Below are 25,597 nucleotides of genomic sequence, written 5' to 3' on the forward strand. Positions count from 1 at the left end.
AGGCCAGCGCCTGCTTGCCGCCTTCCTACCAGGCGCGGTGCCATTCACAGGCCGATTTGCGGGTGACGCGCAGCAGGCGGGCTACCTGGGCGGGGTGAGCCCTTCGGCGAACATGTCGGCGGCGGCGAAGCGGACCTGCTCGCGTTTCGCCCGTACCTGAGCCGACAGCCCGCCTCCGTCGGGGTACCTCATGAGCTGGTTGTACGGCAAACCGGACGCAAAGTACCTAGACCTGGACGTTACGTAACGCTAGCCCTTCCTGATCGATAGCAAAGGTCATCGTGAAGCACACCATGGTGAGCAGGAGGACCAAGAAGGAGCCTGACCATGGTCAGCCTCTGAGATGGCTATGAAGCTGTCTCAAGGTCGCTTGGGTTTCGGGAGTTGGTTCGAGGTCGAGGCTGGCGAGGTGAGCTGTAAGGTGCTGAGCGCGCAGGCGTGCTTCGTCCCGGCGGCCGAGTCCCGTGAGCAGGCGGATGACGGCTACGGCGGCGGCTTCGTTGATGGGGTCGAGCGCCAGTGCCTGTTCCATGACTTCCAGGGACCGCTTGGGTCTGCCGGCCTTCTCGTGGATTCCTCCGAGTTGGAGGAGCGCCCGTACGGAGGCGAGGGTGAGAGGATCTCTGTGGTCGAGATCGATCCAGAGATACGGCGCTCCGTCGGCAAGGTGTCCTCGGCATACCTCGGCGGCCCGGTCCAACGCGCTGGCCTTGGTCTCCGAGTCGGTGGCTTTTCGGGCGTCGGCGAGAGCAGCATGGAACTCCCACAGGTCGATCCAGACATGCTCGCGGTCGATACGGTACGTCCCGTTTTCGGCCCCGATGAAGCTCGTCAGCTTTCGGTTCGATCCGGAGGCGGCCCATAGCCGCTTGCGCAGGTCGCTGAGCGCGGCGTGGAATCGATATCCTGCCTGGGGTTGTTCGACGTCGGGCCAGAGTATGGCGCAGATCTCTTCCTTCGTTTGGCCTGCGGGGTGGACCGCGAGGAGTACGAGCATCTCCAATCCCTTGGCGGTTGGTATGTCGATGGGTTCGCCGTCGATCTCAAGGCGCACTTCGCCGAGCAGGAGCAGCCGGAAGCGGGCGGTGTTCAAGGCGCTCTGGACCTCGGGAACCTCAACCTCGGGTGCCTCAACCTCCGGGACTTCGGCGGCCTCCCCTGTGGCCTCAGTGGCCGGGTCCTTGTGACCGTGTTGGATGGCGATTCGGCGGAGGAAGGTGATTGCCTCCTGCTGTGGAAGACGGAACAGGTCCACACCGTCCAAGTCGCCTTCGGCGGAGGCTCGAAAGTCCGCTCCGACCTCGCACCTGGCTCCTGGGAGTCGATCGCCGAGTAGCACTGCTCCGATCCCGAAACGGGGAGCGTCCTCCAGGAACGACTCAAGGTACGACGGATCCCGTTCGGTCAGTTGGCCGACCATTACCAGGGCCGGGATCAGCTCGTCCGGCCTGTTTTCACGTAGTTCGGTCACGTCGTTGGCTTCGGCGTCCTGTAGGAGCTCGGCGCGGTTGATGCGTTCGCTGGCGAGGTGCGTTACCGCGTCGTCGAAGGTAGGTGTGAGGGTCAGCCCCGGGAGGTGAAGGGCCAGCGTCTCCAGGTCATCCCCGAAGAGCTTGATCGCGTCATCCCGCGGTGCGACGAGCTCAACCCGTTGCGCTTCGGCTTGGGCGATGAGGGCGACGAACAGTGCTCGTGCGACGTCCTCGGCGCCGGGCCCGGTCAGGCAGAGGTTCAGCCCGGGCAGGTCCATGGTCACGTTCTCGCCTGCGCGTACGCCGACATCCAATGTGGCAGGGGGCTCGGTGGTGAAGGAGTCCTTGACCAGGTCGTAGTCATCCGCAACCGGCTCGTTGGCTTTCCGGTACGCCTCCTCAGCCGCCTGTACGGCGGGTTCCGGCTTCGGCACGGGTACGACCTGCACGGCCTCCGTCGCCTCCGGTACCCGTCGCCGGACACGCTGCCGTACTCGAGCGGCGGCCAAGGCGATGGCGATGCCCGCGGCGAACGACAGCCCGACCATGCCGCCGCCGGGCAGGGCGATGCTCACGCCGGGAACGGCGGGCGCGGGCAGGCCCGCCGGAGTCTGTGTGACCCGTGGTGTCGCACTCCCCTGGGTTTCAGCATCGGGAACGGACTTCAGAACTTTGACGGGCTCGGCGGTAGGCGGAGGTTCCGGTGGTGAGGATGGCACTCGGCCCGGTAGTCGCAGGTGCCATCCGGTTTCGATCTGGCCGGGGTCGGTAAGCCGTCGTCCGTCCGGTTGGGGTCGTCCTTTGTTGAGCTTGAAGATCTCTCCGTAGCGTTTGCCGTTCCGCAGGTGTCGCTCAGCGATGTTCCACAGGCTGTCCCCTTGTCGTACGACGTGGACCGGTTCGTCGTCAGCCTCTGGTGCGGTCGGCTTCTGCGGGTGTTTTGGTTCCAGTTCAGTGGCGTCGGTCGGCATCCGGATCAGCCAGCCGGGCCGGATCCAGCCCTCGGAGGTGAAGGTGGTCCCGTCTGTCATCACCCGGCCTTCGTTGAGTTTCACGATCTCCCGGTACCGCATAGGGTCACCCAGATGCCTTTTGGCGATCTCCCAGAGGGTGTCGTGCGGCTTGACCCGATACGTCTTGTGCTGCTGGCCGGCTTCCGCCTTCGCCGTAGCGTCCTCCTTCGCGCTCGTCGGAGCGTCCGCCGGGGCGGCGGCGACGGTGGATGTGGCGGCGAAGGCCTGTGGTGCCGGGGCGACCGCCGAGATCGCGATCGTGGTGATCAGGTGGGCGGCGAGCCGCTGGAACGGCGTCCGGATCGCAGCACGCTCGGGCGCGTTTCTCAGGCGTTGCACTACCTCGGCGAGCACCGACCAGGTGAACATCAGCCAGCACAACCAAGCCGTGGCCAGCAACGCGTTCACGACTAATACCGGATCGCCCGGGGAGGCCAGCTCCGCCCGGGTGGGGATATGCGGAGGGTCGAGGAACCCGAGGAGAATCACGGGTGGCCCGGCGATCAGCGCTGCCAGCACCAGCGCCGAGGTCAGAGCGGCGGCGATCGGGCGACGGCTGTGCAATTTACTCTCCCTGCTCAATTCCCTGGAGCATCCGGGCCGAGGCATTCGCCGTGGCCGTGACGTCGCCCACCCCGATCAGTGACAGCAGCGCGGTCGGCCGGGACACCTTCACCGTGACCCGCAGCGTCCGCCCGCCCGTCATCGCGACGCTGCCCCGGTTGCCCGACGAGGCGAGGTAGGCGCGTGCCGCGGCAAGCGCCTGTGACGTGTCGATTTCGAATCGGCCGCCCTGGGCGTAGGCGCGGTCGACGTCGACGACACCGGCCCCCGCTCGTGCTGCCTCCTCCGCGACCGCGTACGCCTCCCGGTAGGCGCGGATCTTCTGCCCGCCGTCCACGACCAGCCCAAGGCAGATCAGGGCGGCCAGCATAAGCACCACGACGAACGCCGATATCGATCCCCTGTCGCGGTCGGGCATCACCGGTCTCCTCTGGCGCGGTACTGGTCGAGGCTGCTCGTGAAGTGGCTGGTCAGAGTCCTGGAGCCGGGGATTCCCGGCATGGCGAGGTCGCTGAGCCGTACGTCACAGGTGACCGTGGCGGATACCGTGGCCGCTCTCCCCAGCGGAGCAAAGAACCCACCGGTGTCCACTGAGACGGTCGGGGTGCACTGCAGCCCTTCGCGGGCGAGTGCCGCTCGTGCGCTCGACAGAGCCGCCTTACGAGCCGAGGCGGCGTCGCGTGAGATGGACGCCTGGCGGGCAGCGTCCCGTGCCGCTGCCTCCACCGAGCCGTGGGCGATCACGATCCGGCCGGCTGCGATCATCGCCACGAGCGTTAGGGTGAGCACGGGCGCGAGGATGGCCAGTTCCAGCGTCATCGATCCACGCTCGGCGGCGGCTCTGCCCAGCGCACGCCTACGTCCCCACCGGGAGCGGCTGACGCGACCGCGTTGATTTCGTATGGAAGCGCTCATTGGCCGGGCGTCGACCATTGCTCGATCGGGGCGTGGGCGACCTGGGAGACCCTCAGCTTGAGTAGCGGCACCAACGCGAGTGCCTCGCCCTGTACGGTCACCGACACCGTGTCGCCCCTGCGGCCGACGCTCGCCTGCGGTGAGACCAGGAGCGACCCGCCGACCTTCCGAGCGAACCGCTCGGCAACAACCGTGCCCGCCGAGAGATTGGATCCGTACGCCCGAGCGACGCGCACGCCCTCCTGCGCGGCGGCGAGCGCGACACCACGGGCGTGGAACCACAGCGCGGTGTTGACCATGAGCAGGATCAGGGTGAGGACGATCGGATAGAGGATGGCTGCCTCCAGAGGTGCCGACCCGCGATCACTTGATCTTCGCCAGGTACTCGTTGACGACCTGCGTGATCTTCGCGGCAACGGCGATGGCCAGCAGGAATATCGCCGCGGCGACGACGATGAACCCCAGCGGCCCCTCGCCGGCGTCGTCCCCCCGTCGTGCACGGAACCACCGCAGGAGCGGGACGTTGTCATTGATCCAGGCGCCGAGCGCCAACAGACGGCCGTACGTGCGCAGCATGCGAAGAACCCCTTTCTCATGCGGTCAACCACCGCCGGTCATCCGGGCCAGGGCCGGGTAGCCCAGCAAGACCATGAACCCGACGATGGTCAGAGACATGGGAACGGTCATGGTCTCGGTACGGCTCTTGGCCCTCGCGAGCAGCGCGGCCAGCTCGCTCTCGCGCAGACTGGCCGCCTTGGCTTTGAGGGTGTCGAGGATGCTGGCCCCCTCGGTGCCGGCCATCCGGGCGATCGCGGCGACCTCGGCCAGTTCGGGAACGGCGATCTCCTGCGACAGGCGGGCGAGCTCGTCCCAGGCGGATCCGGTACCGCGGAAGGCCGGGTCGAGCGCAGCTGCGAGCCGTTTGAACGTCCGGCCTTTTCCCACCCGGGCGGCGGAGTCCAGCGCGTCGGCGGGCCCGCGACCCGCCAGCCGGCACAGGGCGACCAGGTCCAGATAGCAGACCAGGGCTCGGCGGAAACGCCGCCGGGCGTTGGCGGCCTCTACCCGTAGCGACAGCTCGGGCGCGGTGAACATCACGGCGCCGAAGATGGCCGAAGCCGCCCACAACAGGATCGCGGGGAAGGTGACACCGAGCAGCCAGCCGTACGTCCACAGAATCGCCGGTCCGCACAGGCCGGTCGCCATAAGCAGCGCCTTGCGGCCGAGATGGGTTTCCCGGCTCCGGCCGACGATGGCCAGATCGGCAGCGGTGGCATGGTTGCCCAGCCAGGAGGAGCCCAACATCCCGACAGCAGAGCGTCGGACGCGATCGCGCAGACTGTAGACCTCAACGGGGCCGCCGCCAGGTTGGAGGCGCGCCAGCGAGGCGGCCAGCTCGGGTGGGCTGGGCCGTACGGCGAGCAGGATCAGGAAGAGCCCGAGGCCCATCGTGCCCCCGGCCGCGAGGATCACCCAGGTCACCCGGTGGCCTCCTCGTTCAGGAAGCGGTCCGCCTCCGGGGCGCTGCCGAGGCGGTGGATCCACCAGAACGTCACGGCATATAGTCCGGCGACCGCGGCGAGGACGAGCTGCCCGAAGCCGGTGCCGAACGGTGCCACGTACTCCTGGTTGAGCAGGGCGAAGGCGGTGTATCCCAGGAGCGCTCCGATGACCCAGCGGGCGGTGGTGCGGTGCCGGGAGCGTTCGGCTTCAACCTCGCGTTGAGCGGAGACGTCCATGCTGATGGTCCGGGCGAGTCCCTGGAGCACCTCCCGCAGGCCGCGTCCCCGGGATTCGGCGGCGAGGATCAGGGAGGCGGCGGCCATGTCGCCGACCAGGTCGTCGAGTTCGTCGGCGAAGGCGCGCAGGGCGGTGTCGGCCGGGACGCGCAGCGCCAGGCGGCGGGCGAGCGCGCTGACCTCGGCGGCGATCGGCTCGGGGGCGTTGCGGGCGCTGATGGCCAGGGCCTCTTCGATGGCCTCCAGCCGGGCGATCCTGCGCGCGGCCTCGCGGCCGGACAGGACCCGAGGCAGGAGCAGTACAGCCGCGCCAGCGGAGAAGGCGGCTACCGGCCATCCGGTCAGCCAGAACACGACGACCGCCGCCCCCACAGCTAACGCGAGGGGGACGGTCGGGAGATTTAAGTGACGTCGTGGGCGGCGGGACTGCCGTACCGGGACCCGTTGCAGGCCGGCGGCGAGCAGGATGATCCCGGAAGTAAACACGCCTCCGGCAAGTGCGGCGATCAGTTCCATACCGCACCCGCTCTCGGGATGAACATGGTGGGATCGAAGCCCGCCTTGACCAGCCTGTCCATGCACTGGGGCACGACGTTGGGGACGGCCCGTCCCTCCGGTCCCGGTACGAAGACCCGGTTGACGGCCGGGACGACCGAATCGGTCGGCGGCAGGACCTCGAAGATCTCCGAGATGTACCGGGCGTTAACCGGGTCGTCAGGGTCATGGCTCACCTCGTGGCGGAGGTAGACGATGAAGTCGACCGCTTTGCCGACCAGGCGGAACAGCGCGTCGGCGGGCATCGTCCCGGCGAGGATCTCCATCCGGGGGAAGATCTCCTCGGCGGAGTCGGCGTGCATGGTGCAGATCGAGCCGCGACCGCCGGAGTTCATCGCGACCAGCATGGGGACCAGTTCGTCGCTTCTGACCTCGCCGACCAGGATGCGGCGTCCATTGAAACGGAACGCGTCGTCGATCAGCTGACGCATGGTGACCGCGCCTTCGCCTTCGGAGTTGGCGGCGCGGGCCTCGAAGCTGAGCACGTCGTGGTGCCGGTCGGGCATCAGGTGCAGGAAAAGTTCGCGCTCGTTCTCGACCGTGATGATCCGCTCATACGGGTCGATGTCCCCGGCCAGGGCACGGACCAGTGTGGACTTGCCGGAGTTCATCGCCCCCGCGATGATCACGTTCATCGGGACGTTCATCACCGCGCGCAGGAAGTGCCGGACGGGCCAGGACATGGTTCCTCGGGCGGCCAGATCCGACATCGTGGCGTCGAGCATGCCGTGCTTGCGGATGGAGAACGCCGTGTTCGGGGTGATGCCGGTGGCGGCGGCGAGCCGAACGGTATTGGACAGCGCCTTGTGCAGGATCGGCCGGGCCGTGGAGAAGTCGCGGGCGTTCTGCCCCTGGTAGATGCCCCAGCGGCGGACGTTCTCGATCAGCTCTTCCTCGCTGTCGGCGGCTGGCGGGCCGAGCGCCTTGCGGCCGTCGTTGTAGGTCACCCAGACGATGTCCCACCGGTTGACGTCGATGTTCTCGACGTGGGGGTCGTCCACGAGCGGCTGCAGGTCGCCTAGGTAGAAGATCCGGTTCTCGATGGCCTTCTTGAGAGCTTCCTCCTCGTCCAGGGTGGGGGCGGGCCTGCCGAGCAGGACGAGGTTGTCCGCGTACGCGCGGACCACGTTGGTAATGGCGGCCTTGCCGTACTGCAGGGTCGCCTCCGGCCCGGTCACGCCCGACTCATCGAGAGCTCTGTTGACCTGCTGCTGCAGTTCCCGTACGGCACGGCGGAAGTCGTGGTCGTCCATCACGCCGTCACCTGCCCACCCTGCTCGGCGAGGGCGGCGGCGAGCGCTCGAGCACTGCGCATCAGCGGCGACAGCGGCCGGACCTGCCCGATGCCGTACGCGAGCGCCGGGACGGACCACTTGTCGTACGGAAGCCAGGCCGCGACCGTGGCGCCGAGTGTCTCGGCGATCTCCTTGAGCTGGTACTGGCCATCCCCGACGACGATCAGTTCGGGATCCGGTAGATGCCCTCGCAGTTCCTTCAGATCGCGGATGACGGAGGTCGTGGCGTGCAGGTGGACCAGGGTCGGCCGGGTGGCGACGAACACCCGATCAGCTCGGAGCAGCAGGGGCTCCGGGGTGTCTGGCCGCCCTACCTGGCCCAGGTCCACGATCACGTCTTCTTCGAGGGAGGCCAGGCAGCCCGCGATCTCCGGCCAGAGCGGCTGGAAGGCTTCGGCCTGCTTCGGCTCGGCCAGACCAGGGAGAATCAGCTTCCCCTCCTGGATGGCGTAGAGCTGGTTGGGCAGCGCCTCGGCCGCGGGGACTCCCCTGCGGATCTTCAGGCCCCACTCGGCCAGACCGCGGTCGCGCGGCGTCCCGGCGAGATAGCCGGACAGGATGGTGCCGCCCCCGGGGTCGGCCTCGGCGAGCAGCACCGGGCGCGGCCACTCCAGGAAGAGCGCGAGCGAGCTGGTGGTCGAACCGGCGGAATGTCCACCTGAGCAGATCACGTTCAGCATGGCGCCCCTGTCGGGGTGGAGCTGCCGGTCTGCGATGCCGATGCGGGTGGACATTCCGGTGAGGCGATGGCAGCGTGGCGCACCCTCGTCCCGAGGACCATCGCGATCTTCCCCTCCGCCGCCAGCCGGGCCAGAGCCGTACCCGTCGTGGCCGGCATCAACAGGTCCACGACCACGGTCCCGTCGACGTCGGGATGCCCGACCCTGTCGACCAGCGCGCGATACTCAACGCCCTGCCGCCCCTCCTCCGGTACGGCTGCCGCGACGATCCGGTCACCGGGCTTGAGCCCGCGCACGGGGAGCTGGGACGCCTTGAGCGCGATCGGCACGATCTGCTGCCCGTCGTCGGGGGTGACGACCGTGCCGAACTGGGAGGGCGCGAGAAGCGTGCCGGCTCTGAGGTCGGCGGTGGCCCGCTTGCCGATGACGCCGTCCCGATCCTGCGCGCGGGTCCACTGCAGCCCCGGCATCACGCCGACCGCGAGACTCGTCAGGTCTTGGGCTTCGATGACCTGGCCGATCGGCACGTCACGGGCCATGACCAGGACCTGCGTGCGATGCGCAGCCAGCTGATACAGCTGCAGCACTGTGACCGCACTCAGCACGACCGCCAGGACACCGACGACAGCCATGGCTGGGCGACGCTTGCCCGGTACGGGCCGCGCGGGCGGCGGGCTGTTCGTAGCCCTTAACGATCGCTGGAGCATGCGTTAGTCCTTGGTGATGAGTGCCTGAGCTTCCGCGACGCGGAGGGGGAACGAGGTCGATCGGACGATCGACGGCAACGTGCCCCCGGTCCCGCCCGACCCGGTCCACGTGCCGCTCCACGTGACGGTCACGGTGATCCGGTAGGCATTCCCCTGGCCTTGGCTGCGGAACGACGGCTGGAGGTAGTTCACCGAGCACGTCGGTTTCTGACGGTTCGCGGGGAGCCTCGGGTTGTACGGCCTGCCGGGCCCGTCACATGAGACAGGCTTGCGGCCGTCACCCGGATCGACGGTCATCTTCTGGGGGCGCGCGGTCGCCTCCGCCCAGGCACCGGCCGTCTCCACCCGCTTGCGCTTCGGGCTCCACTCCCCCTGGGCCAGGTAGACCCACTCATCCAAGCCGACAAGACCGTTGGAGCCGCGCGGCGGAGCAGTGAGAACCTTCGGCTCGTGTACCGGAATCATCGCCCACGCCTGCCGGGCCAATTCTTCGGGCGTCATCTGTGCAGCTGCCAGCGCACGATCGCGAATCCAGCGGACATCGCGGAAGCCGTCGGAACAGTCCACCAGGTAATAGGCGCCCTTGCCCCTGGATACGCCGCTCGGGCTCGAGGCCGGATCGACCCATTCCAGGCCGCCGTTCTCCGTACCGTCGGCATGCCAGGGGGTGTAGGAGCAGGTCACACCTGACCCGCGACGAGCCGCACTCCCACTGATGACCTGCTGGCCAGAACTCGGATCTTTGTCAGCTGTCAGGACATAGCCCCAAGGCGACGTCTGAACCCCGACATTGTCCAACGGTGGCGAGGGCGTGAACACCGTCACGGCGGGCAGCACACTCGCAATCAGGCTCCGACCGAACACGGCTCCCTCACATGCTCAAGCGTCGAGACCTTCCACGCGCCGTCAACCAAGTGCAGTGTCGCGACGAGATGCGTGTTCTCACTCCCGTGAAGGACCCGCTTCGAGGTCTTCTCGTCCATCTGCCCGGTATTCCGGTTGTCCTGGCAGTCGTGCAGCGTGGCCTTCTGCCCCTTGACCTTCACGCCGAACGGGTGGAACACCGGCATCCCCCAGGTGAATCTCCCGCTGGCCCGGAGAGCGACGATGCCGCGGAGCATTCTGCTCAGGAGAGGTTCGGTCACGTACGGGGAAATGATCGACTTGCGCTGCCCGTCAGGAATGCGCTCAGCGTGCTGGCCTGCAGAGTAAAGGCCCTTGTACGCAGCGACCAGTGCCTCCTTCGCCGCCATTCCAGTAGGCGTAGGGGCCGGCTGCGGGGGCGAGACGGTCGTCGCGACAGAGGGAGAGGACTTCGGCAGTGCACCCTCGTTCGCCCCGCAAGCCGAAGCCGACAGCGCGAGCACGATCAGCGCGAGCCGTTTGGAACATAGCCGGATCACCGCCACTACCAGCACCCTTTACCAAAAGCAATCAAACCATTGCGCAGAGTTACAGGATAGATGGCGAATTTCAGAGAGGCCAGCAGAGAAAACTAACCCGCAGGACACACTGAAGTAGCCACCAAGGTCTGCCCTGGTGGCGAAAACAGATTCAAAGAGATTTAACGCTTACTCGATGCCATATCACCCAGTCATATCTAAAATGCCGCTTTCCCGATCATCATGAGCAGCACCCCACCGCTGTACGGACCCAATCCCGATCGAGCCGTCTATATGCGGCGGTGTCGGGGCACCTCACACCGCATAATCAATTCAAGGTCTCCGGGCGACGACTAACCGCCGATCTCCCACCACTCCTCATCCGAGACCAGCGGCAGACCCAGCACCGTAAGCGCGGTGTCCACCCCCGTGCGGGTCAGCCGTCCATCAGCCCTGACCAGCCCTTGCGGACGCCGACTCTCACGCACCGCCACCTCGGCGACAGCCTCCTGCAGGCACACGAGCGTCTGACACATGTCCAGCAGGTGATCGGCTGTCAGTTCCGGTACGTCATCACCGTCCGACACCGCATCCAACAGTTCTCTCAGGCTCATTGGGCGCCCAGGTGATCGAACTCACTACTCTTCACGGCCTTGACGAAGATCTCCCAGGCGTGTCGGCTGGTCGTCACGAAACTCAGGCGCTGCACGACCCCGGTATGCGACAGGTCGCCGATCGCAATCGTGACCTCGTCACCCTCCTGCTGCGGGACGAACTGGTCCGCTTTGACAGAGGCGAGGAAGCGACTCCACCGCGCCATGCTCACCCGTACCGCCGCCCGCTCCTCGTCATCTGGATCGCGGACGTAGACCACTCCTGCGCGCGCCTGGTACTCCGCTTCCAGCCCACTGCGCACCCCCACGCCCAACAGCGTGTTCCTCTGCTCACCCATGCCGCACTTCCTCCATCCGCTAATGAAGAGATCAAGCCCGCTCGGGGCAGGTCGAAGCAGCCAGCGCCTCTTCGGCGACCTTCACCGAGTTCTCCAGCGAATCAAGCAGGGGCTCCGGCAGCGTCCTGGAACCCAGACCAGAGCCGGACACCAGCACGGACAGCGCCTCGCGGTGCTCACCCGTCAGTCCTGTCAGCGTGCTGCGGTAGCCGAGCACGTCGCGAGCGGCGTATCCGTCGCCTGCCTCGATGGCTTCAGCGGCGACCTGGGCGAGCACGTGGGCAGCCGCGTTCGGTTCGGTGGCACTGGCGAGGGTGGCCACGGTGAGCCCGAGCCGTACCCGGAAGACCGCGTAGCCGACCATCGGCGTGTGCTCGGCGAAGCATTGGATCGCCGCTGCGATTCCCTGACCCGCCGATGCGCTGTTCGGGTCGGCGCACATCACGTTCAGGCAGGAGGCGACCTGTCGCTCCCACGGTTGGGTGGGTGTGCTGTCCGCGAGGACCGCCCGGGCCAGCGGCAGTTCTCCATGGAGTAGGGGGGCGATGATCGCGGCTTGCCGTCCCTCCATGAGGTGCAGGCCGATCCCCTTGTGCGCCGTAGCGTGAGCGACCGCGTCATCCCATCGGCTGGCGAGGGTCAGGGCGCGAATCCCATCCCCGAGATATTGCAGCCAGACCCACTCGCGGAGTTTGTGGTGCTCCTGCCGGGTGCCGATGAGGTTGGTCAGCGGCAGCGTGCGCCCGTCGACGAGCAGATCGGTTCCAGCGGTGACGGCCTGGTACACCGCGCCGAGCAGCCGTAGGGCCTGCTGTCCTGCGTCGGCGCGGATCTGGAGCCGGGCGAGGTTGATGACGGGTTCGAGCATGTACCTGGCCTGGAGCACGGTGAGAGGTGCTCCGGCCGTGCGGTAGACGTCGATGTGCCGCCAGCACAGGTCGCGGGCGTAGTCGGCCATGCCGCAGTCGCTGGCCAGCAGCGCGGCCTTGTTCAGAGCGTGCGCGGCTTCGGCCATGCCCTCGGAGCCTTGGCACTCGGCGGTGTGGGCGATCTCGGCGATCTCGGTGATCCGTTCGGGGAGGGACAGACAGGCGGGCCGAGGGCGGCCGAGGAGCGGGAAGCGGCGCACGGCAGCGTTCAGCGTGATGGTGTCCATGGTCAGCTCCGAGGCAGGAGGGCTGTGCCGGCTGCGCGGGCGAGGATCGCCTGGGTGGTGGCCAACAGGCCGAGCCGGTTCCAGTGGAAGATCAGGACGTGGGTGAGGATGGCGCGCAGACCGCGCTCAAGCCTGCCCTGTGCCGCCGCCTGGCCGAGTAGTCGGCCGGTGGCGGTGAACGCGGCGAGCCAGGGTGCGGCGAACGCGGCCGGCCCGTCGGGTGCGAACAGCGCGCTGCCCGGCTGCGCGGGTACGGCCAGCAGGGTGCGCACGTTCGCCGTCAGCGTGTCGATGCGCGCGGCATCGGCGTCGGAGGGTGCGGGACGCAGGTGGGTCACTCGATCGAAGACGTCGCCGCGTTCGAATCCGTCCAATCTCGCCGCGTACAGGAGGGCGTTGATCAGCAGGAGGGACAGTTCGCGGCGGCCGAGGCCCGGGGCGTCTCGACGCGCGTAGTCGAAGACGCCGCGGCTGTCGGCGCAGAACAACTCGTGGACGGCGTGCATCCCGACGGGTCCGCCGAAGGCTGTGGTCTCCGGCTCGTATACCGTCGGCCACCATCGGGAGAGCACCCCGGCTGCGGTCAGCTCGTCCAGTACGTGGTCCACTGCCGCGGTGTCCGCTGCGCGTAGGCGCAGCCGCCAGCATGGGTGCTTGCGCAGGAACCACCAGCCGGTCACGGCTCCGTTGGCTTCGAGCTGGTCCAGTCGCGGCCCGAGCCGCGCGGCGGCGTCCGCCTCGGCGGTGTCCCAGTCGGGGAACTGGACGCGCACCTGGTACCACTGCTGCTCCGCGCGCTGTTCCAGCGCGGCGAGCCCCGCGGCTTGATACGCCTGCAGGGCGTCGTGGAGGTCGGCGGGGTCCATGCCGCTGTCGGCAGCGGTGGTCTCAAGGTCGGAGCCGGCGAGTACGGCGAGCACGGCGGAGGCGAACTGGTACGGCGAGGCCGGACAAGAGGCAGTGGTCAGGTGATCAGCAGGCATGCGTCCCATCCCGAGCGTGGCGGCTTGGATTGCCGCATGGTTTCCAGTGCCAGCGCCACCCCGGCGTCTCCGGTCAGCAGTCCGCTCTGGCCGGCTCTGCGGTCCTGGGCCGTCTTGCTGTGCTGGCCTGTCTTGCGGTGCTGGGCCGCGGCGTGCCGGGTCAGCGCTTCGGCTACCGCGAGGAGCCGCTGCCCGATGGCGGGGTTGTGCGCGTCTTGGGCGGCGCGGTAGGCGGTCTGATACACCCCGGCCATTCCGTGGCATAGTCCCGCCTCGGTGATCCGGTCGAGCTGCTGGTCGGTCAGGCAGGCGGCCATGGCGTCCTCCGCGGCCATCCGTCGCCGCGGGTCACCGGTGGCGATGCCCGCGAGTTGCAGGGCGCGGGCGATCCCGACCGCGCCGTAGCACCAGGACGGCCAGCCAGGGCTGGTGCAGGCCAGTCGGCCGGTACGCAGTTCCTCACAGGTGACCCACTGCGGCCACCACGGCCCGACGGATGAGTCCTGCTGCCAGCGGTCGAACCATGCGCACAGGTCTTCGATCGCCTCGTGCTGGGCGTCGATCAGGCAGCCACGTGAGGCGGCCAGAGCGAGCAGGGCGAGCAGTCCCGCCGCGCCGTGCGCGATCCCGAAATTGGCGTGCCCGCCGGGGGTCGGCAGGATCGGGTCCGGGTCGTGCGCCACCCACCATCCGGGCAAGTCAATCCCGTCGTCATGACGCGGGCGGGTCAGGCAGATCAGGTAGCGCAGGATGTCGGCGAGCGTGTCGCTGCCGGGCATGCGGTGCAGCAGCAGGGCGCCGATGCCTGTCAGTCCGTAGAACAGGTCATATTCGCCGAAAGTGGCGCTCTCACCGCGCTCCATCCGGGCCGTCGCCAAGGCCACTCGCCGACGGGCGAGCCGTAGCACGGATGCGTCCAGGGCTGTGGCGGCCGAGCGGTAGCGGGAACATCCGCCCGAGCTGGCGGCGTGCAGCATGAAACCTATGGCCGGTGCCCCGTAGTACAGCCCGGCGTGCGCGCCGGCGTCGATCGGCCCGGCCACCGCCTGCCGGACGTGCGCGTGCGCGATCACCCAGTCCGTCGAGCCGGTCAGGGCTTTCTCGATGTGGAGGAGCGCGGTCCCGGCCGTACCCGTGGCCAGGGACTGGCGGGTGGCGTCCTCAATGGTGAGCGTCGCCGTGCTGGTGCTCACAGGGCGCCTGCCAGAGCCAGGCGGCGTAGCGCCGTCGCGCGGGCGAGGCGGCCGGTCGTCTTCTCGAAGGCCGGGTCGACGCCGAGGGCCCGTACGTGGTGCTCGTGCAGCAGAGCGGGCAGCACCGTGACGGGGTCACGCTGCTCGGCGAGTGCTCGGTGGTAGGCGGCCAGGGCGATATCCCGGGCTTGCCATGCGGCGGCCACCGCCTCGCCGCCCGGCAGGGAGCGCAGCGCGTGGAAGTCACCGGCGGGGTCGGCCAGGTGGAGCGCGTGGTCACGAAGGGTGCGATCCAGCGTCCCGGTCTCCTGTTTCAGGCACCCGAGCAGCGCCCGGCATCCGGACTCCGCGCTCGGGGCGAACGATGCGGCCAGTTGCGTCATCGACACGGCGGCCAGGGCCTGGGCGGGAAGCCCGGTGGACTCGGCCATCGTGAGCTGTGCGATGGCCGCTTTGGTGTCGGCGGCGAACACCTGCTCGACCAGCATCAGCGCCGGGCCCTCGCCGTACCGGGCGGAATGCTCCGGGTAGGAAGCCAAGCTGATCTGCGCGGGCAGACCGCAGACTTGGAGTCTGGCGGCGAAGGCTGCCAGGCGTGCCGCGACGGGCCCGTACTGTTCCACAGCGGTAAGGCGCAGGAATACGGCGAGGTGCTGATCGGCTTCGAGCCGGATCAGGTCGCGATGCCGTCGTATCCACCAGCGCTCGACCATGCCGGCGAGGTCGCCGACGAAAGTGGGCAGGTGGCGGGTCAGGATCTCGTCGAACCGCGCGGGGTTGCCGACCAGCTGTGCGTACATCATGGCCGAACCGCCCGGTCGAAGGACATCGCCCGGTGGTGCGGTCACCGGGAGCCGGCGCGACGGCGGAGTGATCGCGGTCATCGGGATCAGCAGCTCGGCCGGGCGGCCGATCCACCCCTGGCCCTCCGGCACGCCGTCTTCGTGCAGTTCGATCCGTCCGCCTCGCTCCAGCCGCGTCCGCAGCAGGGTACGGTCCAGTTGCTGGTCCAGGTCGAGCGGCAGGCGCAGCTCCCCCTCACACAGCACGACCCGCGCTGGCACCCGCCACCGCTGCCGCCAGGACCCCAGCCCCGCATCCCACTCAGCGCTGCCTGCGGTGCTCGGGAGGTCATCCAGGGTGAGGATCCAGCGGGCAGGGGCCAGCACCGTACGGCGGTAACGGATGCGCGGGATGTACGGCAAGGTACGGGCGGCCCCGAGATCAAAGGGTCCGAAGACCGCGCTGCGCGCGTCGGCGACCTCGGCGAGGAACCGTGCCAGCGGCGGGCTCTGGATGGACGTGTCCAACGCGTGCGGGATCCGAGGAATCACCCTCCGGCCGGTGGAGCGCTGAACCAGATACATCTGCTCGGCGTCGGCGGTGACCGCCAGGTCATCCACGCTGATCACACTGGTGCCAGGATGTTCAGACCCCGCAGCAGGGTGCTCCGACAGGGACAGCACGTCGGGGACGAGCCGCGGGACGCGTACCACATTCTCGTTGTGCGGGCGGCGAGGCGGAAACGACAGCTGCACCACCACGGCGTCCTCGCCGCCGTCTTCGGCGCCGTCATGGCCGGCAGTGGTGTAGGTCGCGGCCAGCCGGGCGCGGTCGGTGTCGCCGAGCAGGTAGGCGAAACGGCCGGCCATGCTGGTGTGCGCGCGGGGCGTGGCGGTGACCCGCAGCTCGAACTCGCCGCGGTCGATCGCCTCGATTGAGCTGGCGTGCAGCGTGACGCCGAGCTCGACGCGCTGCGGCGGCACGATGTCGGCGTGCTCGCCCACGGTCAGCGCCTGGATGTCGGCCTCGGTCAGCTCGATCTCCTCCGCCCGGTCCAAAACGGCCTTCTGGATCAGCGCCAGCAGGGCGGCGTCGCGCTGGGTCAGCATCCGCCAGGCGGGCCGGGCGCGCGGCGCACCGAGATAGCCGCCGGGGTAGCCGAGCCCGGAGTCGGCGACCAGTTCCCGGACTGGCACCAGGGTGCCGGTGCCGCACCGGGCGCGGAACCGCTGGTGGTAGTCCATCCAGGCCACGGAACCGAAAGGTTGCGTGGTCAGGCGCAGCAGCACGCCGGCGGCAAGCGCGGTCTCCTGGAGCACCCGCTCGGGAATGTCGATCCGGCCGTCAAGCCGTACGTCGGTGGCCAGCACGTGCCCGGTCCCGGGGGCGAGTGCGGTCATCCGCGCGGCCACCGAGGTACGGATCGCCGCGGCCTGCCGTGGGTCGGCCTCGCTGTTGTGGCGGGCGAGTTGCTCGCCGATCTCCTCAAGGCGGCGCAACAGCGTCGCGATCTCGGGTATCCGGTGTCCGTCCGCCGCGTGGAGCGCGCCGATCAGGTGGGTCAGCCCGTCGACAGCCGTCATAGGCGGACGCAGGCTGGTGATCAAGATGCCCTGGTCGACCAGAGCGTGCAGCAGAGTGTGGATCGTCTCCGGCGCGGCGGCAGGGAAACGGGCGCTCAACTGGGCGGCCAGCACCCCGAACCGGATCGGCGACGCGGCAGCGGCCAGCGCGAACCGCACCGGCCGGCTGTGCCGTACCGAGATCTCCCGCAGAGGCCCGGGAGCCCGGCCCCCCAGCGCTGGCCGGGCGGCCACGATGAAGCGCCCGTCCCGCACGACCCCCGCGTTGTCGGCCACCACCATCAGCCGGGGGCGCAGCTCCGGGTGCCGTTCAAGCTGATCGATCAGCATCGTGAGCCATTCGGCATCCGCGCGCACCAGCGCGCGATGCCCGGTGCCGATCTTCGCCATGGCGGGCCCGACACCGGCCGTGGTCACCCCGGCGAACAGCCCGAACGGGGTGGCGCGCCGCTGCCAGCGCAGCAGGTAGGAGGCCATCGACACGACCACGCGGCGCAACTGACCCGTGGCAGGCAGGCTGGTGGCGGGCAGGTCGGTGTCAGCGGGGCCGAGGATGTCGTCGATGCGCGCCGCGAGGACGGGGCTGGCCATGGCCAGCGCCTCCCGGACATCATCACGGGACCATGCCTTCGCAAGCCAGGCCCGGCCTTCGCGCTCGATCGCGGCCGGATCGGACGGGTCAAGGTGCGCTGGCACGTCCAGGTCGCCCGGGTCGGTCGTCGCACGTACCATCACCAGGCCGGTGTGCCGATAGCGCGGGGGAATGCTCACGTGATCCGCCTCCTCGGGGTGAGGGGACCGTGCCGCCGGCGTCCACGGCAGGGCACGGACGCCGGCGGCACGGGATTGGGCCGACTCGTTCAGGCCGGCTGGTTCAGGCCGGGTCGTTGGAACTGGTGGCGCACGCGCTGGTGCTACAGCTGTTGCCACACCCGTCACTGGTGTCGCACATCATGATCACGAGTGGGGTGGTGGCCTCCACCACGCGCATGTCCAGCTCGAACTCCTCATCCGCCGTGACGTCCCCCACGTTCAGGGTCTCGGGGGCGTCGAGGGTCAGCGATGGAGCCATCGGATCACTCTCCTTTGTTCGGGTGGGTGTGAGGGTGGTGCACCTGGCCCGCGCAGGCCGCGTGGCGCTTAGCCCAGCGCGGGCCAGGAGGTTGTGGCCAGGCCGTGGGTCTTGGGGAAGACCGCCGTGCCTGGGGGAAGGTGGGTGTGGTCGCTGCCGGACGGCCAGAAGGCGAACGTTGGGGCCGGGCCGCCGCGGGCTTGGCGGTCCCACGCCTGGATCTGCTCGACCATCGCGGTCGCGGCCTCGATACCGTGCGTCCCGTAGGCGCGCGCTCCGAACTCCACGCCCGCGCCCTCCAGTGCCGGGCGCACGGCCAGGTAGGCGAAGGAGTCACCACGCACGACCCCGAACGGGAACCAGGTGCCGCGCTCGTCGGCCAGGTCGGTCCCCTCGTCCACGGCCAGCTTGCAAAAACCCGGCAGGAAGCTGGCGAACCACAGGTGCAGGTCGGCGAACGACACCCCGCTTTTGATCGTGACGCCGGACCACGCCTCGGTCCGCCCGGTCGCCAGCACCCCGTCCAGCAGGCTCGGATCCTCCGGCGCCCCGTCATCGAACCGCAGCTTGACGGCCCGGCCGTGGGCGTCGGGCAGCAGGAAGACCCGCTCAGCATGCTCGCCCTCGCCCTGCATCGCGACGAACCCGCACACCTCCGCGGAGGTGCTCACCAGGTGGTCCGCCTCGCGGCGGAAGGCGATCGAACGGCTTATGCCGTTCATCCGCAGCGGCACGACGAGGGTCCCGCTGTCGTCCAACTGTTGCAGCCAAGCCGGTGGGATGTCCCATGCCCCGACCGTCACGATGATCGCGTCGAACGGCCCGGCCTCGGGCACCCCCTGCTCGGCGTCGCCCAGCACGACCATGACCGCGTCCCCGTACCCTGTCGACTCCAGCAGAGCGCGGGCCCGCTCCGTCACCTCCGGGTCGATGTCCACGCTGACCACGCGGCCGGTCGGGCCGACAACCTCGGCCAGCAGCGCCGCGTTGTAGCCGCCAGATCCGATCTCCAGCACGCTCATACCCAGGCCGAGCCGCGCCTGCTCAATCATCCGGGCCTGGATAAACGGCGCGCTGACCGAGGAGATGATCACACCGTGCTCGTCGGTCTTGGTCGCCACCGAATCATCCGCGTTGTAGGCCACCTCCAACGACGTGCCCGCCGGGACGAACAGATGCCGCGGCACCGTGCGGAAGGCCCGCTCCACGACCTCAGAGGTGATCATGCCGTCGGCGCGAAGCTTGTCCGTGAGGGCGTTACGGATCTCCACCGCCCGCTCGGAGTCTTCGGACATGTCTACCGTCTCGGTCATGCGCCGCTCCCTGTCTGTTATCTGCCGGTTATTGCTGAACTGACGGATTTCCCGGTCAGCTTTTCGGCCGCCACCGGTTATGCCCGGCAACGCGGGCGGACCGATGTCGCGATGGAGTCCCGCACAGCTCAGCCCCTCGCCTTTCAACCGGCTTCGTAGGTGGACGCCTCCAGAGAACCGCAATCGAAGCGCGCTGGGTATGAGATCAAGGCTTGCGAGGTGGTCAAAGTGATCAAAGATCGCCAGCGGTTACGTCCGGCCACTCAGGCAGGGAAATAGCTTCTGGCTATTCGCCTGGAGACCGCCGATGCTGGCGACTACGGTGACCTGCACGAAGCGATGACCGGCCCAGCCGCAGAGCGGGTCGGGCAAATCGGGTCAAAGTTGCCAAAACTACTTGGCACGCGGAGGCGCATCATGGCACGCGAACGAAATGAACAGCTCGCCGCGCTCCTGCACGAGGCGGGCTGGTCACGGGCGCAGGCGGCGAGCGCGTTCAACCGCATCGCCCAGGAGAACAACCTGCTCGACTATGCGCATATTGGTCGATCCCATGTCAGCATGTGGGTCGCGGGGACAAAACCGTCCGGCGCGGCACCCGTAATCTTGTCCCAGGCGCTGTCCCGTCGCCTGAGGCGTGCCGTCACGCCAGAGGAACTCGGGTTCACAGTGCCCCACGCCCCGGCAGAGGAGGCGCTGGAGTGGCACACCGACCCATTGACCACGCTGACCGACCTGGGGAGAACAGACGTGGACGCGGACCGCAGAAGCCTGCTGAGTGGCGTGGTGTACTCAGTTGCCGCCCTCGCACTCCCCGGCCAAGCCTGGTGGGAGACCGTGGCCGGGCAACCGTCCGTGCCGGCCAAGCCCCAGCGCGTCGGACGCGGTGACGTGGTAGCCGTCCAGGAGCTCACCGCTGCCTTCTCCCGGATCGACCAGCGGCGCGGCGGCGGCCACGGCAGAAAGGCGCTGGTGCAGTACCTGCAGTCGGACGTCGCCGCCTTCCTGCAGGGGACGTTCCCGAACGAGCAGGTACGGCGCGACATGTTCTCCGCCGCCGGGGAGCTGGCTTACCTGTCGGGGTGGATGGGGTTCGACAACGGCGAGCACGCCTTGGCCCAGCGGTACCTCATCCTGGCCCTGAAGTTGGCCGCACGCGCCGGAAACCCGCCGCTGGCCGGTCACATCCTGCGTGCCATGGCGCATCAGGCCATCGACCTCGGGTTCTTCCCCCAGGGGCTTGAACTGTCCACCGCTTCCATGCAGGGCCAGCGCTACGCCTCGGCAACCCCGCGCGAGCGGGCGCTGCTCGGCGTCGTCCACGCCCGCGCCCTGGCCGCCAACGGCGACAAGCAGTCCGCAGCCAAGGCCCTGCTCAAGGCCGAAGACGACCTCGCATCGGCTAGCGAGGGCATCGAGGAACCGCAGCGCACGTTCTTCTTCGGCGAAGCCTCCCTCGCCCACGAGACCGCGTGCACGTTGCGGGACTGCGGCGACCACAGGGGAGCCATCAGCCAGTTCAGGCGCAGCGTACGGACCCGGGGAGAGGCCTTCCGGCGCACGCACGTAGTAACGCTCGGATACCTGGGCGCCACGCAGATCGCGAACGGCGGGGTGGAAGAGGCCTGCGCCACCTGGAGCACCGCCCTGGACGCGCTGGAGGAGGGCATCTCCTCCGGACGGGGCCGGCAAGCGGCTCTCGACATGCGCACCCTGCTCTCCCCCTACCGGCGCCGCAAGATCCCAGCCGTCACCGAGCTGGACGCCCGGGCCGCCACCTACCTGGCCCGCGTACATTGATCACCTCAACGGCGAAGAGACGAGGACGACCATGACTCAATCTCTGACGATCAAGCCCATCGGCGTCGTGGTCGGCGGACGCGCCGATCCCACCGACGACCACTGGAGCGGCACGGCGATCATCCGCCTGAACTCCGACTTCCCTCCCGAGGTCGTCCAGGGCCTTGAGGAGTTCTCCCACCTGCTGGTCGTGTGGCACTTCCACAAGGCCTCCCCCGACGACGTCGCCCTGCACGCCCGAAGCCCCCGCAACAACCCCAAGTGGCCGGCCACCGGCACCTTCGTCCACCGCAACCACCGCCGCCCGAACCAACTCGCCCAGTCCTTCCCCCGGCTGTTGAAGGTCGACGGCCTGGACCTCCACGTGACCGACCTGGACGCCATCGACGGCAGCCCCGTCTACGACCTCGCGCCGTACTTCAAGGAAATGGGCCCCCGCGGCGAAGTACGCCAGCCCGACTGGCCCGGCGAGATGCTCAAGGACTACTGGGCCGACCCGCAGGCCTGAGAGAGGCCGTTTTGAGAGTATTCGTCTACCCGAGTCCATTCGTGCTGCTTGGCAACCCCGAAGGTCGGAGCAGCCTTTCCGGCGACTGACGGGCCCTGTCTCGATCACGCCGTGGACGGAGTGTGGGTACCTGCCGTGTGTCTCCTCTGCGTGGCACGCGCGCACCGACCGGGCCCAACCTGTAAGGACCGAACCCTTTCGTACGCCACGCGCTTTCGAAGGAGCTGACCGTGTCAGTGCTCGTCGCTCGCATCCGGACAGTCGGACACGGAGAGTTTCGCTCTCGGGCTGGTGTGGAGGCGCCCCGTGGCGATCAGTGACTCGGACATCTCGATCGTGCTTTCCGCCTACCTCGAGCACTACCCCGACGAGGCCGCGCTGCTGTCCGAGCCGGCGCGGCTGCTGTCACAGGGAAGGGATTTCGCCTCGCGGCGGAATTTCCCGATGCACGTGACCGCCAGTGCGCTGCTGGTTCGCGACGCCGCCGAGATCCTGCTTGTCGAACACCGCGCGTACGGAATCACATTGCAGCCCGGAGGTCACCTCGAGCCAACCGACACCACCCTGATCGACGCGGCGGTGCGCGAACTGGCGGAGGAGACCGGTGTTGACCCCGGCAAGGTCTTCCCAGCGTCGCAGACCCCCGTCTACATCGAGTACGGCAGGGTCCCGACACGACCGGAGAAGGACGAACCGGATCACTACCACCTCGATATCGGGTACTCCTTCGAGACAGCACATGCGGACGTGGGACGCATCCAGGAGTCCGAGGTGACTGGTGCTGGCTGGTACCCCCTCGCCGTGGCCGAGCGCCTTGTCGGGCACCGCATCGCGCGAGCGGCCAGCGCACCGGCCCGGATCGATTGACCGGGCACCATTGAACGCTACCGGTCGGCAGCAGCACCGGATCACGGTGCGCACCGGCCGAGGACCCGCGGTCGTTGTTCACCTCCTTGTCGAACCGAATGCGGGGCGCCATCGACGGTCGCAGTTCAGCTCGGCCAGTCCTTCCCCGCCTGCGATGCTGACGCGGATGACATCACCATGAGCACACGAGGAGCCGCGATGATCGTTTTTCTCAACGGACCCTTCGGCGGAGGCAAGACCTCCGTCGCCGACGAACTCCTACCGCGAATCCCGGGCAGCACGCTCTTCGACCCGGAAGAAGTCGGTTTCATGCTCCGGACGATCCTGCCCGGGCGAGAGAAGGACTTCCAGGACCTCCCGCCCTGGCGGCCCCTGGTCGCCGCGACGGCCGCCGAGATCCTCGCCTACACCGGCGGCACGCTCATCGCCCCCATGAGCCTGCTCCGGAGGGACTACGCTCACGAGATCTTCTCCGCGCTCGACAAACGCGGCATCGCCGTCTGCCACATCGTCCTGCACGCCGACACCGCCACCGTGCGCGACCGCATCACAGGCCATTTGATGTTCCCGGACGACCCCGTTCGATCACAGCGGGTAATCGACTTCCGGCTGGAGAACCTGCCCCGCTACGACGAGGCCTACGTCCAATGGCTTACCGAGGAAGCGCACATCATCGACACCACCACGCTCACCCCGGCCCAGGCCGCCGATCTCGCAGTACAGATCATCGGTGACGCATCCGGCCATGAACCTCGCTGACGGGCCGGGCCGCGCGGTAATGAGCAGCCGTCATCTCCTGGGATCCGGCCGCCTTTCCACGGAGGGAGGCAGCCGACGTGTCTACCTACCGGTCATCCTCCCTGGCCTCTACTCTCACCCGAATGGAGACCGCCGTGACCCCGGCCACCGGCCCCGCCGAGCTGCGTGAAGCGCTCGTGACCCGCCTCATCGACAGCGGCCACTTGCGCACCCCCGAAGCCATCGCCGCCTTCCGGAACACCGAACGCCACCGGTTCCTGCCCGGCATCGACCTTCAGACCGCGTACGCCGACGACGCCGTGCCCATCAAGCACGACGAGACAGGCGAGATGATCTCCTGCATCTCCGCACCCTCGATCATCGCCACCCAGCTGGAGCAACTGGGCGCCGAGCCCGGCCACACGATCCTGGAAGCCGGAGCCGCCACCGGCTACAACGCCCGCCTGCTCGGCCGGCTCGTGGCCCCCGGCGGCCACGTGTGGACCGTGGATGTCGACCAGGACCTCGTCGAGGGCGCCCGAAAGAACCTCGCGCAGGCCGGGGCGTCGAACGTGACCGTCGTGCTGGCCGATGGCGCCGCCGGCCTTCCCGACCACGCGCCCTTCGACCGCATCCAGTTCACCGTCGGCACCGGCGACATCCCGGCGAGGATCCTCGACCAGCTCGCCCCTGGCGGACGGCTGGTCATCCCGATGCGGATCCGCGGCAGCATCTCGCGATCCTTCGCCTTCGAACGCGACGGCGACACCTGGAAGGCCGTCTCGTGCGAGATGGCGACGTTCGTGCCCCTACGCAAAGGCGTCGGCGACGACATCTACACCCTCGTGCCCCTCGCCGGGGAGGGAAACGTACGCCTGGAAACCTTCAGCGAGCAGGACGTCGACCGCGAGGCGATGCGCACCGTCCTGGACCAGCCGCAGGCCAAGATCTACTCCGGCGTGAAGTTCCGCCAGGGAGACCCCTGGCAGTGGCTGTACCTCTACCTGGCCTGCGTGCTACCCAACGGACTGTCCCGCATGCCCGGGTCCCGCCCCGGCTTCACCCCGCACTTCGGGTGGGGCTCCATGGCCGCGCTCGACGGCGCCACCCTGGCCTATCTGACCGTCCGCGAAGGTGAGGACGAGCAGGGCAGGTTCTGGGAGATCGGCGTCATCGGCCACGGCCGGCGCGCCGCCGAACTCGCCGACCAGGTCGCCACCGAGATCGGCGAATGGGACCGCGGCTGGGGCAACACCGCCCCACAACCCGGATTCCGCATGGCCGTCGGCGACGCCCGCGACCAACTGACGGCCACCGAACCGCGTTTCGTCATCGACAAGACCTACAGCCGTCTGGTCGTCGACTGGCCGCGCAGGAGCTGAGCCGATGATCCCCGCGATAGCCGCGTGTCTGTGATCTGTAGTTGGCGGCTGTGAACGATAGATGGCGGAGTTGATCTCGGCTTGAAATGCTCCGTCACCGCCTAATACTCCAGTGACACTTCGCGATCTTCGCGGTTGGGGTGGCATGAGAACGGCCATCACGTGATCATTCGGAGTTTGTGAAGACATCTGAAGATCGCGTGATGGCCGTGGCCGACAGCGTAGACCCTGACCGCTGGATCGTCACCCTCAACGAGCTGATGACACGGATCGCGCACCGGTTCGGCCGAGTAGAGCCACGTCGCGCCGCGAATGCCTACGTCCGGGGCCTGCTGTCGGACGTCGAGCGGAAGAACTGCTGGAACCTGGCCGAGCACGCCGGGCTGAGCGGCCCGCAGACCATGCAACGCCTGCTGCGCAGCGCACGCTGGGACGCCGAAGCCGTACGCGACGATGTGCGCGGCTACGTGAGCGAACACCTCGGCGGCAACGGTGTCCTGATCGTCGACGAGACCGGCTTCCTCAAGAAGGGCTGCCGATCGGCCGGGGTACAACGCCAGTACACCGGTACGGCCGGCCGGATCGAAAACAGTCAGGTCGGCGTGTTCTTGGCCTATGCCACCCCACGCGGGCGGGCATTGATCGATCGCCGTCTTTACCTGCCCGAGCGCTCCTGGCTGGCCGACCAGGGCCGCTGCCGTTCGGCGGGTGTCCCGGACGAGATCGCCTTTGCCACCAAACCCGCCCTGGCCGCGCAGATGATCGCCGCGGCGTTGGACGCCGGGATCGACGCGCCCTGGGTGACCGGTGATGAGGTCTACGGCCAAGACCCGCGCCTGCGTGCACTGCTGGAAGCGCGGCAGACCGGGTATGTGCTCGTGATCGCGGGCACGGCCCGGGTCCGGTGCGAGGGCGTCGACTGGCAGGCCGCCCAGATCGCCGCGC

The 25,597-nt window shown here is 68.4% G+C and carries 26 protein-coding genes and 1 pseudogene; 6 read left to right on the plus strand and 21 right to left on the minus strand.

Features of this window, described 5'->3' with window-relative positions; genetic code table 11:
* Nucleotides 1-28: 28 nt before the first annotated feature.
* From AP234_RS39755 to fxlM (AP234_RS33375), 21 genes and pseudogenes are all read right to left on the minus strand, one after another.
* A pseudogene (locus AP234_RS39755) lies at nt 29-192 on the minus strand (helix-turn-helix domain-containing protein); the annotation flags it as partial.
* Nucleotides 193-331: 139 nt separating this feature from the next.
* Complete coding sequence (locus tag AP234_RS33280) at nt 332-3,049, minus strand: LysM peptidoglycan-binding domain-containing protein (RefSeq protein WP_055483739.1); 2,718 nt, start codon at nt 3,047-3,049, stop codon at nt 332-334.
* 1 nt (nt 3,050) lies between these two features.
* Nucleotides 3,051-3,467 (minus strand): pilus assembly protein TadG-related protein, encoded by a 417-nt coding sequence (locus tag AP234_RS33285; RefSeq protein ID WP_055483740.1) that lies wholly within the window; start codon nt 3,465-3,467, stop codon nt 3,051-3,053.
* Complete coding sequence (locus AP234_RS33290) at nt 3,467-3,868, minus strand: TadE/TadG family type IV pilus assembly protein (protein ID WP_055483741.1); 402 nt, start codon at nt 3,866-3,868, stop codon at nt 3,467-3,469. The genes AP234_RS33285 and AP234_RS33290 overlap by 1 nt, the downstream gene beginning before the upstream one ends.
* Nucleotides 3,869-3,960: 92 nt before the next feature.
* Nucleotides 3,961-4,380, minus strand: a complete 420-nt coding sequence (locus tag AP234_RS33295) for a TadE family protein (RefSeq protein ID WP_063843197.1) — start codon at nt 4,378-4,380, stop codon at nt 3,961-3,963.
* Complete coding sequence (locus AP234_RS37530; RefSeq protein WP_055483743.1) at nt 4,328-4,540, minus strand: hypothetical protein; 213 nt, start codon at nt 4,538-4,540, stop codon at nt 4,328-4,330. Before AP234_RS37530 ends, AP234_RS33295 begins: the two co-directional genes overlap by 53 nt.
* A 24-nt stretch (nt 4,541-4,564) precedes the next feature.
* Complete coding sequence (locus tag AP234_RS33305) at nt 4,565-5,446, minus strand: type II secretion system F family protein (protein WP_055483744.1); 882 nt, start codon at nt 5,444-5,446, stop codon at nt 4,565-4,567.
* Nucleotides 5,443-6,189 (minus strand): type II secretion system F family protein, encoded by a 747-nt coding sequence (locus AP234_RS33310; protein WP_152990760.1) that lies wholly within the window; start codon nt 6,187-6,189, stop codon nt 5,443-5,445. Before AP234_RS33310 ends, AP234_RS33305 begins: the two co-directional genes overlap by 4 nt.
* 20 nt (nt 6,190-6,209) lie before the next feature.
* Nucleotides 6,210-7,511 (minus strand): ATPase, T2SS/T4P/T4SS family, encoded by a 1,302-nt coding sequence (locus AP234_RS33315; protein ID WP_055483746.1) that lies wholly within the window; start codon nt 7,509-7,511, stop codon nt 6,210-6,212.
* Nucleotides 7,511-8,287: a hypothetical protein gene (locus tag AP234_RS33320; protein WP_055483747.1), complete on the minus strand. Its 777-nt coding sequence runs from the start codon at nt 8,285-8,287 to the stop codon at nt 7,511-7,513. Before AP234_RS33320 ends, AP234_RS33315 begins: the two co-directional genes overlap by 1 nt.
* A complete protein-coding gene (locus AP234_RS33325) occupies nt 8,227-8,865 on the minus strand; it encodes an SAF domain-containing protein (RefSeq protein ID WP_055483748.1) in 639 nt (212 codons plus the stop codon). Before AP234_RS33325 ends, AP234_RS33320 begins: the two co-directional genes overlap by 61 nt.
* Before the next feature lie 78 nt (nt 8,866-8,943).
* Nucleotides 8,944-9,765, minus strand: coding sequence for a hypothetical protein (locus AP234_RS33330; protein WP_152990762.1), 822 nt, complete (start codon nt 9,763-9,765; stop codon nt 8,944-8,946).
* A gap of 20 nt (nt 9,766-9,785) precedes the next feature.
* Nucleotides 9,786-10,349, minus strand: a complete 564-nt coding sequence (locus AP234_RS33335) for a hypothetical protein (RefSeq protein WP_152990763.1) — start codon at nt 10,347-10,349, stop codon at nt 9,786-9,788.
* A gap of 326 nt (nt 10,350-10,675) precedes the next feature.
* Nucleotides 10,676-10,936 carry a hypothetical protein gene (locus tag AP234_RS33340; protein WP_152990764.1) on the minus strand — a complete coding sequence of 87 codons (261 nt, stop codon included), beginning with the start codon at nt 10,934-10,936 and terminating at the stop codon, nt 10,676-10,678.
* On the minus strand, nt 10,933-11,274 hold the full coding sequence (locus AP234_RS33345; protein WP_055483752.1) for a hypothetical protein: 342 nt from the start codon (nt 11,272-11,274) through the stop codon (nt 10,933-10,935). Before AP234_RS33345 ends, AP234_RS33340 begins: the two co-directional genes overlap by 4 nt.
* Before the next feature lie 31 nt (nt 11,275-11,305).
* Nucleotides 11,306-12,430 (minus strand): hypothetical protein, encoded by a 1,125-nt coding sequence (locus AP234_RS33350; protein ID WP_055483753.1) that lies wholly within the window; start codon nt 12,428-12,430, stop codon nt 11,306-11,308.
* A gap of 2 nt (nt 12,431-12,432) precedes the next feature.
* On the minus strand, nt 12,433-13,413 hold the full coding sequence (locus AP234_RS33355; RefSeq protein ID WP_055483762.1) for a thiopeptide-type bacteriocin biosynthesis protein: 981 nt from the start codon (nt 13,411-13,413) through the stop codon (nt 12,433-12,435).
* Nucleotides 13,395-14,606 carry a lanthionine synthetase C family protein gene (locus AP234_RS33360; protein ID WP_055483754.1) on the minus strand — a complete coding sequence of 404 codons (1,212 nt, stop codon included), beginning with the start codon at nt 14,604-14,606 and terminating at the stop codon, nt 13,395-13,397. Before AP234_RS33360 ends, AP234_RS33355 begins: the two co-directional genes overlap by 19 nt.
* The gene (locus AP234_RS33365; RefSeq protein WP_200926843.1) at nt 14,603-17,743 is read right to left on the minus strand and encodes a lantibiotic dehydratase; all 3,141 of its coding nucleotides are present in this window, start codon (nt 17,741-17,743) and stop codon (nt 14,603-14,605) included. Before AP234_RS33365 ends, AP234_RS33360 begins: the two co-directional genes overlap by 4 nt.
* 103 nt (nt 17,744-17,846) lie before the next feature.
* The gene (locus AP234_RS33370; protein WP_055483755.1) at nt 17,847-18,044 is read right to left on the minus strand and encodes an FxLD family lanthipeptide; all 198 of its coding nucleotides are present in this window, start codon (nt 18,042-18,044) and stop codon (nt 17,847-17,849) included.
* A 68-nt stretch (nt 18,045-18,112) separates the two neighbouring features.
* Nucleotides 18,113-19,357 (minus strand): methyltransferase, FxLD system, encoded by a 1,245-nt coding sequence (fxlM, locus tag AP234_RS33375; protein WP_055483756.1) that lies wholly within the window; start codon nt 19,355-19,357, stop codon nt 18,113-18,115.
* A 417-nt stretch (nt 19,358-19,774) separates the two neighbouring features.
* Here fxlM (AP234_RS33375) and AP234_RS33380 point away from each other — a divergent pair, with 417 nt between their 5' ends.
* The 6 genes from AP234_RS33380 to AP234_RS33405 form a co-directional block, all read left to right on the plus strand.
* The gene (locus tag AP234_RS33380) at nt 19,775-21,157 is read left to right on the plus strand and encodes a hypothetical protein (protein ID WP_055483757.1); all 1,383 of its coding nucleotides are present in this window, start codon (nt 19,775-19,777) and stop codon (nt 21,155-21,157) included.
* A 31-nt stretch (nt 21,158-21,188) separates the two neighbouring features.
* Nucleotides 21,189-21,665, plus strand: coding sequence for an SAM-dependent methyltransferase (locus AP234_RS33385; RefSeq protein ID WP_055483758.1), 477 nt, complete (start codon nt 21,189-21,191; stop codon nt 21,663-21,665).
* Nucleotides 21,666-21,971: 306 nt separating this feature from the next.
* Nucleotides 21,972-22,532 (plus strand): NUDIX domain-containing protein, encoded by a 561-nt coding sequence (locus tag AP234_RS33390; protein ID WP_055483759.1) that lies wholly within the window; start codon nt 21,972-21,974, stop codon nt 22,530-22,532.
* Between the two features lie 198 nt (nt 22,533-22,730).
* The gene (locus AP234_RS33395; protein WP_055483760.1) at nt 22,731-23,291 is read left to right on the plus strand and encodes a hypothetical protein; all 561 of its coding nucleotides are present in this window, start codon (nt 22,731-22,733) and stop codon (nt 23,289-23,291) included.
* 122 nt (nt 23,292-23,413) lie between these two features.
* Nucleotides 23,414-24,652 carry a methyltransferase, FxLD system gene (gene fxlM, locus AP234_RS33400; protein ID WP_055483761.1) on the plus strand — a complete coding sequence of 413 codons (1,239 nt, stop codon included), beginning with the start codon at nt 23,414-23,416 and terminating at the stop codon, nt 24,650-24,652.
* A 203-nt stretch (nt 24,653-24,855) separates the two neighbouring features.
* Nucleotides 24,856-25,597, plus strand: a 742-nt coding sequence (locus AP234_RS33405) for an IS701 family transposase (RefSeq protein WP_152990765.1), incomplete at its 3' end; no start/stop codon positions are given.

Source organism: Sphaerimonospora mesophila, assembly GCF_001417795.1.
Classification (GTDB): domain Bacteria; phylum Actinomycetota; class Actinomycetes; order Streptosporangiales; family Streptosporangiaceae; genus Sphaerimonospora; species Sphaerimonospora mesophila.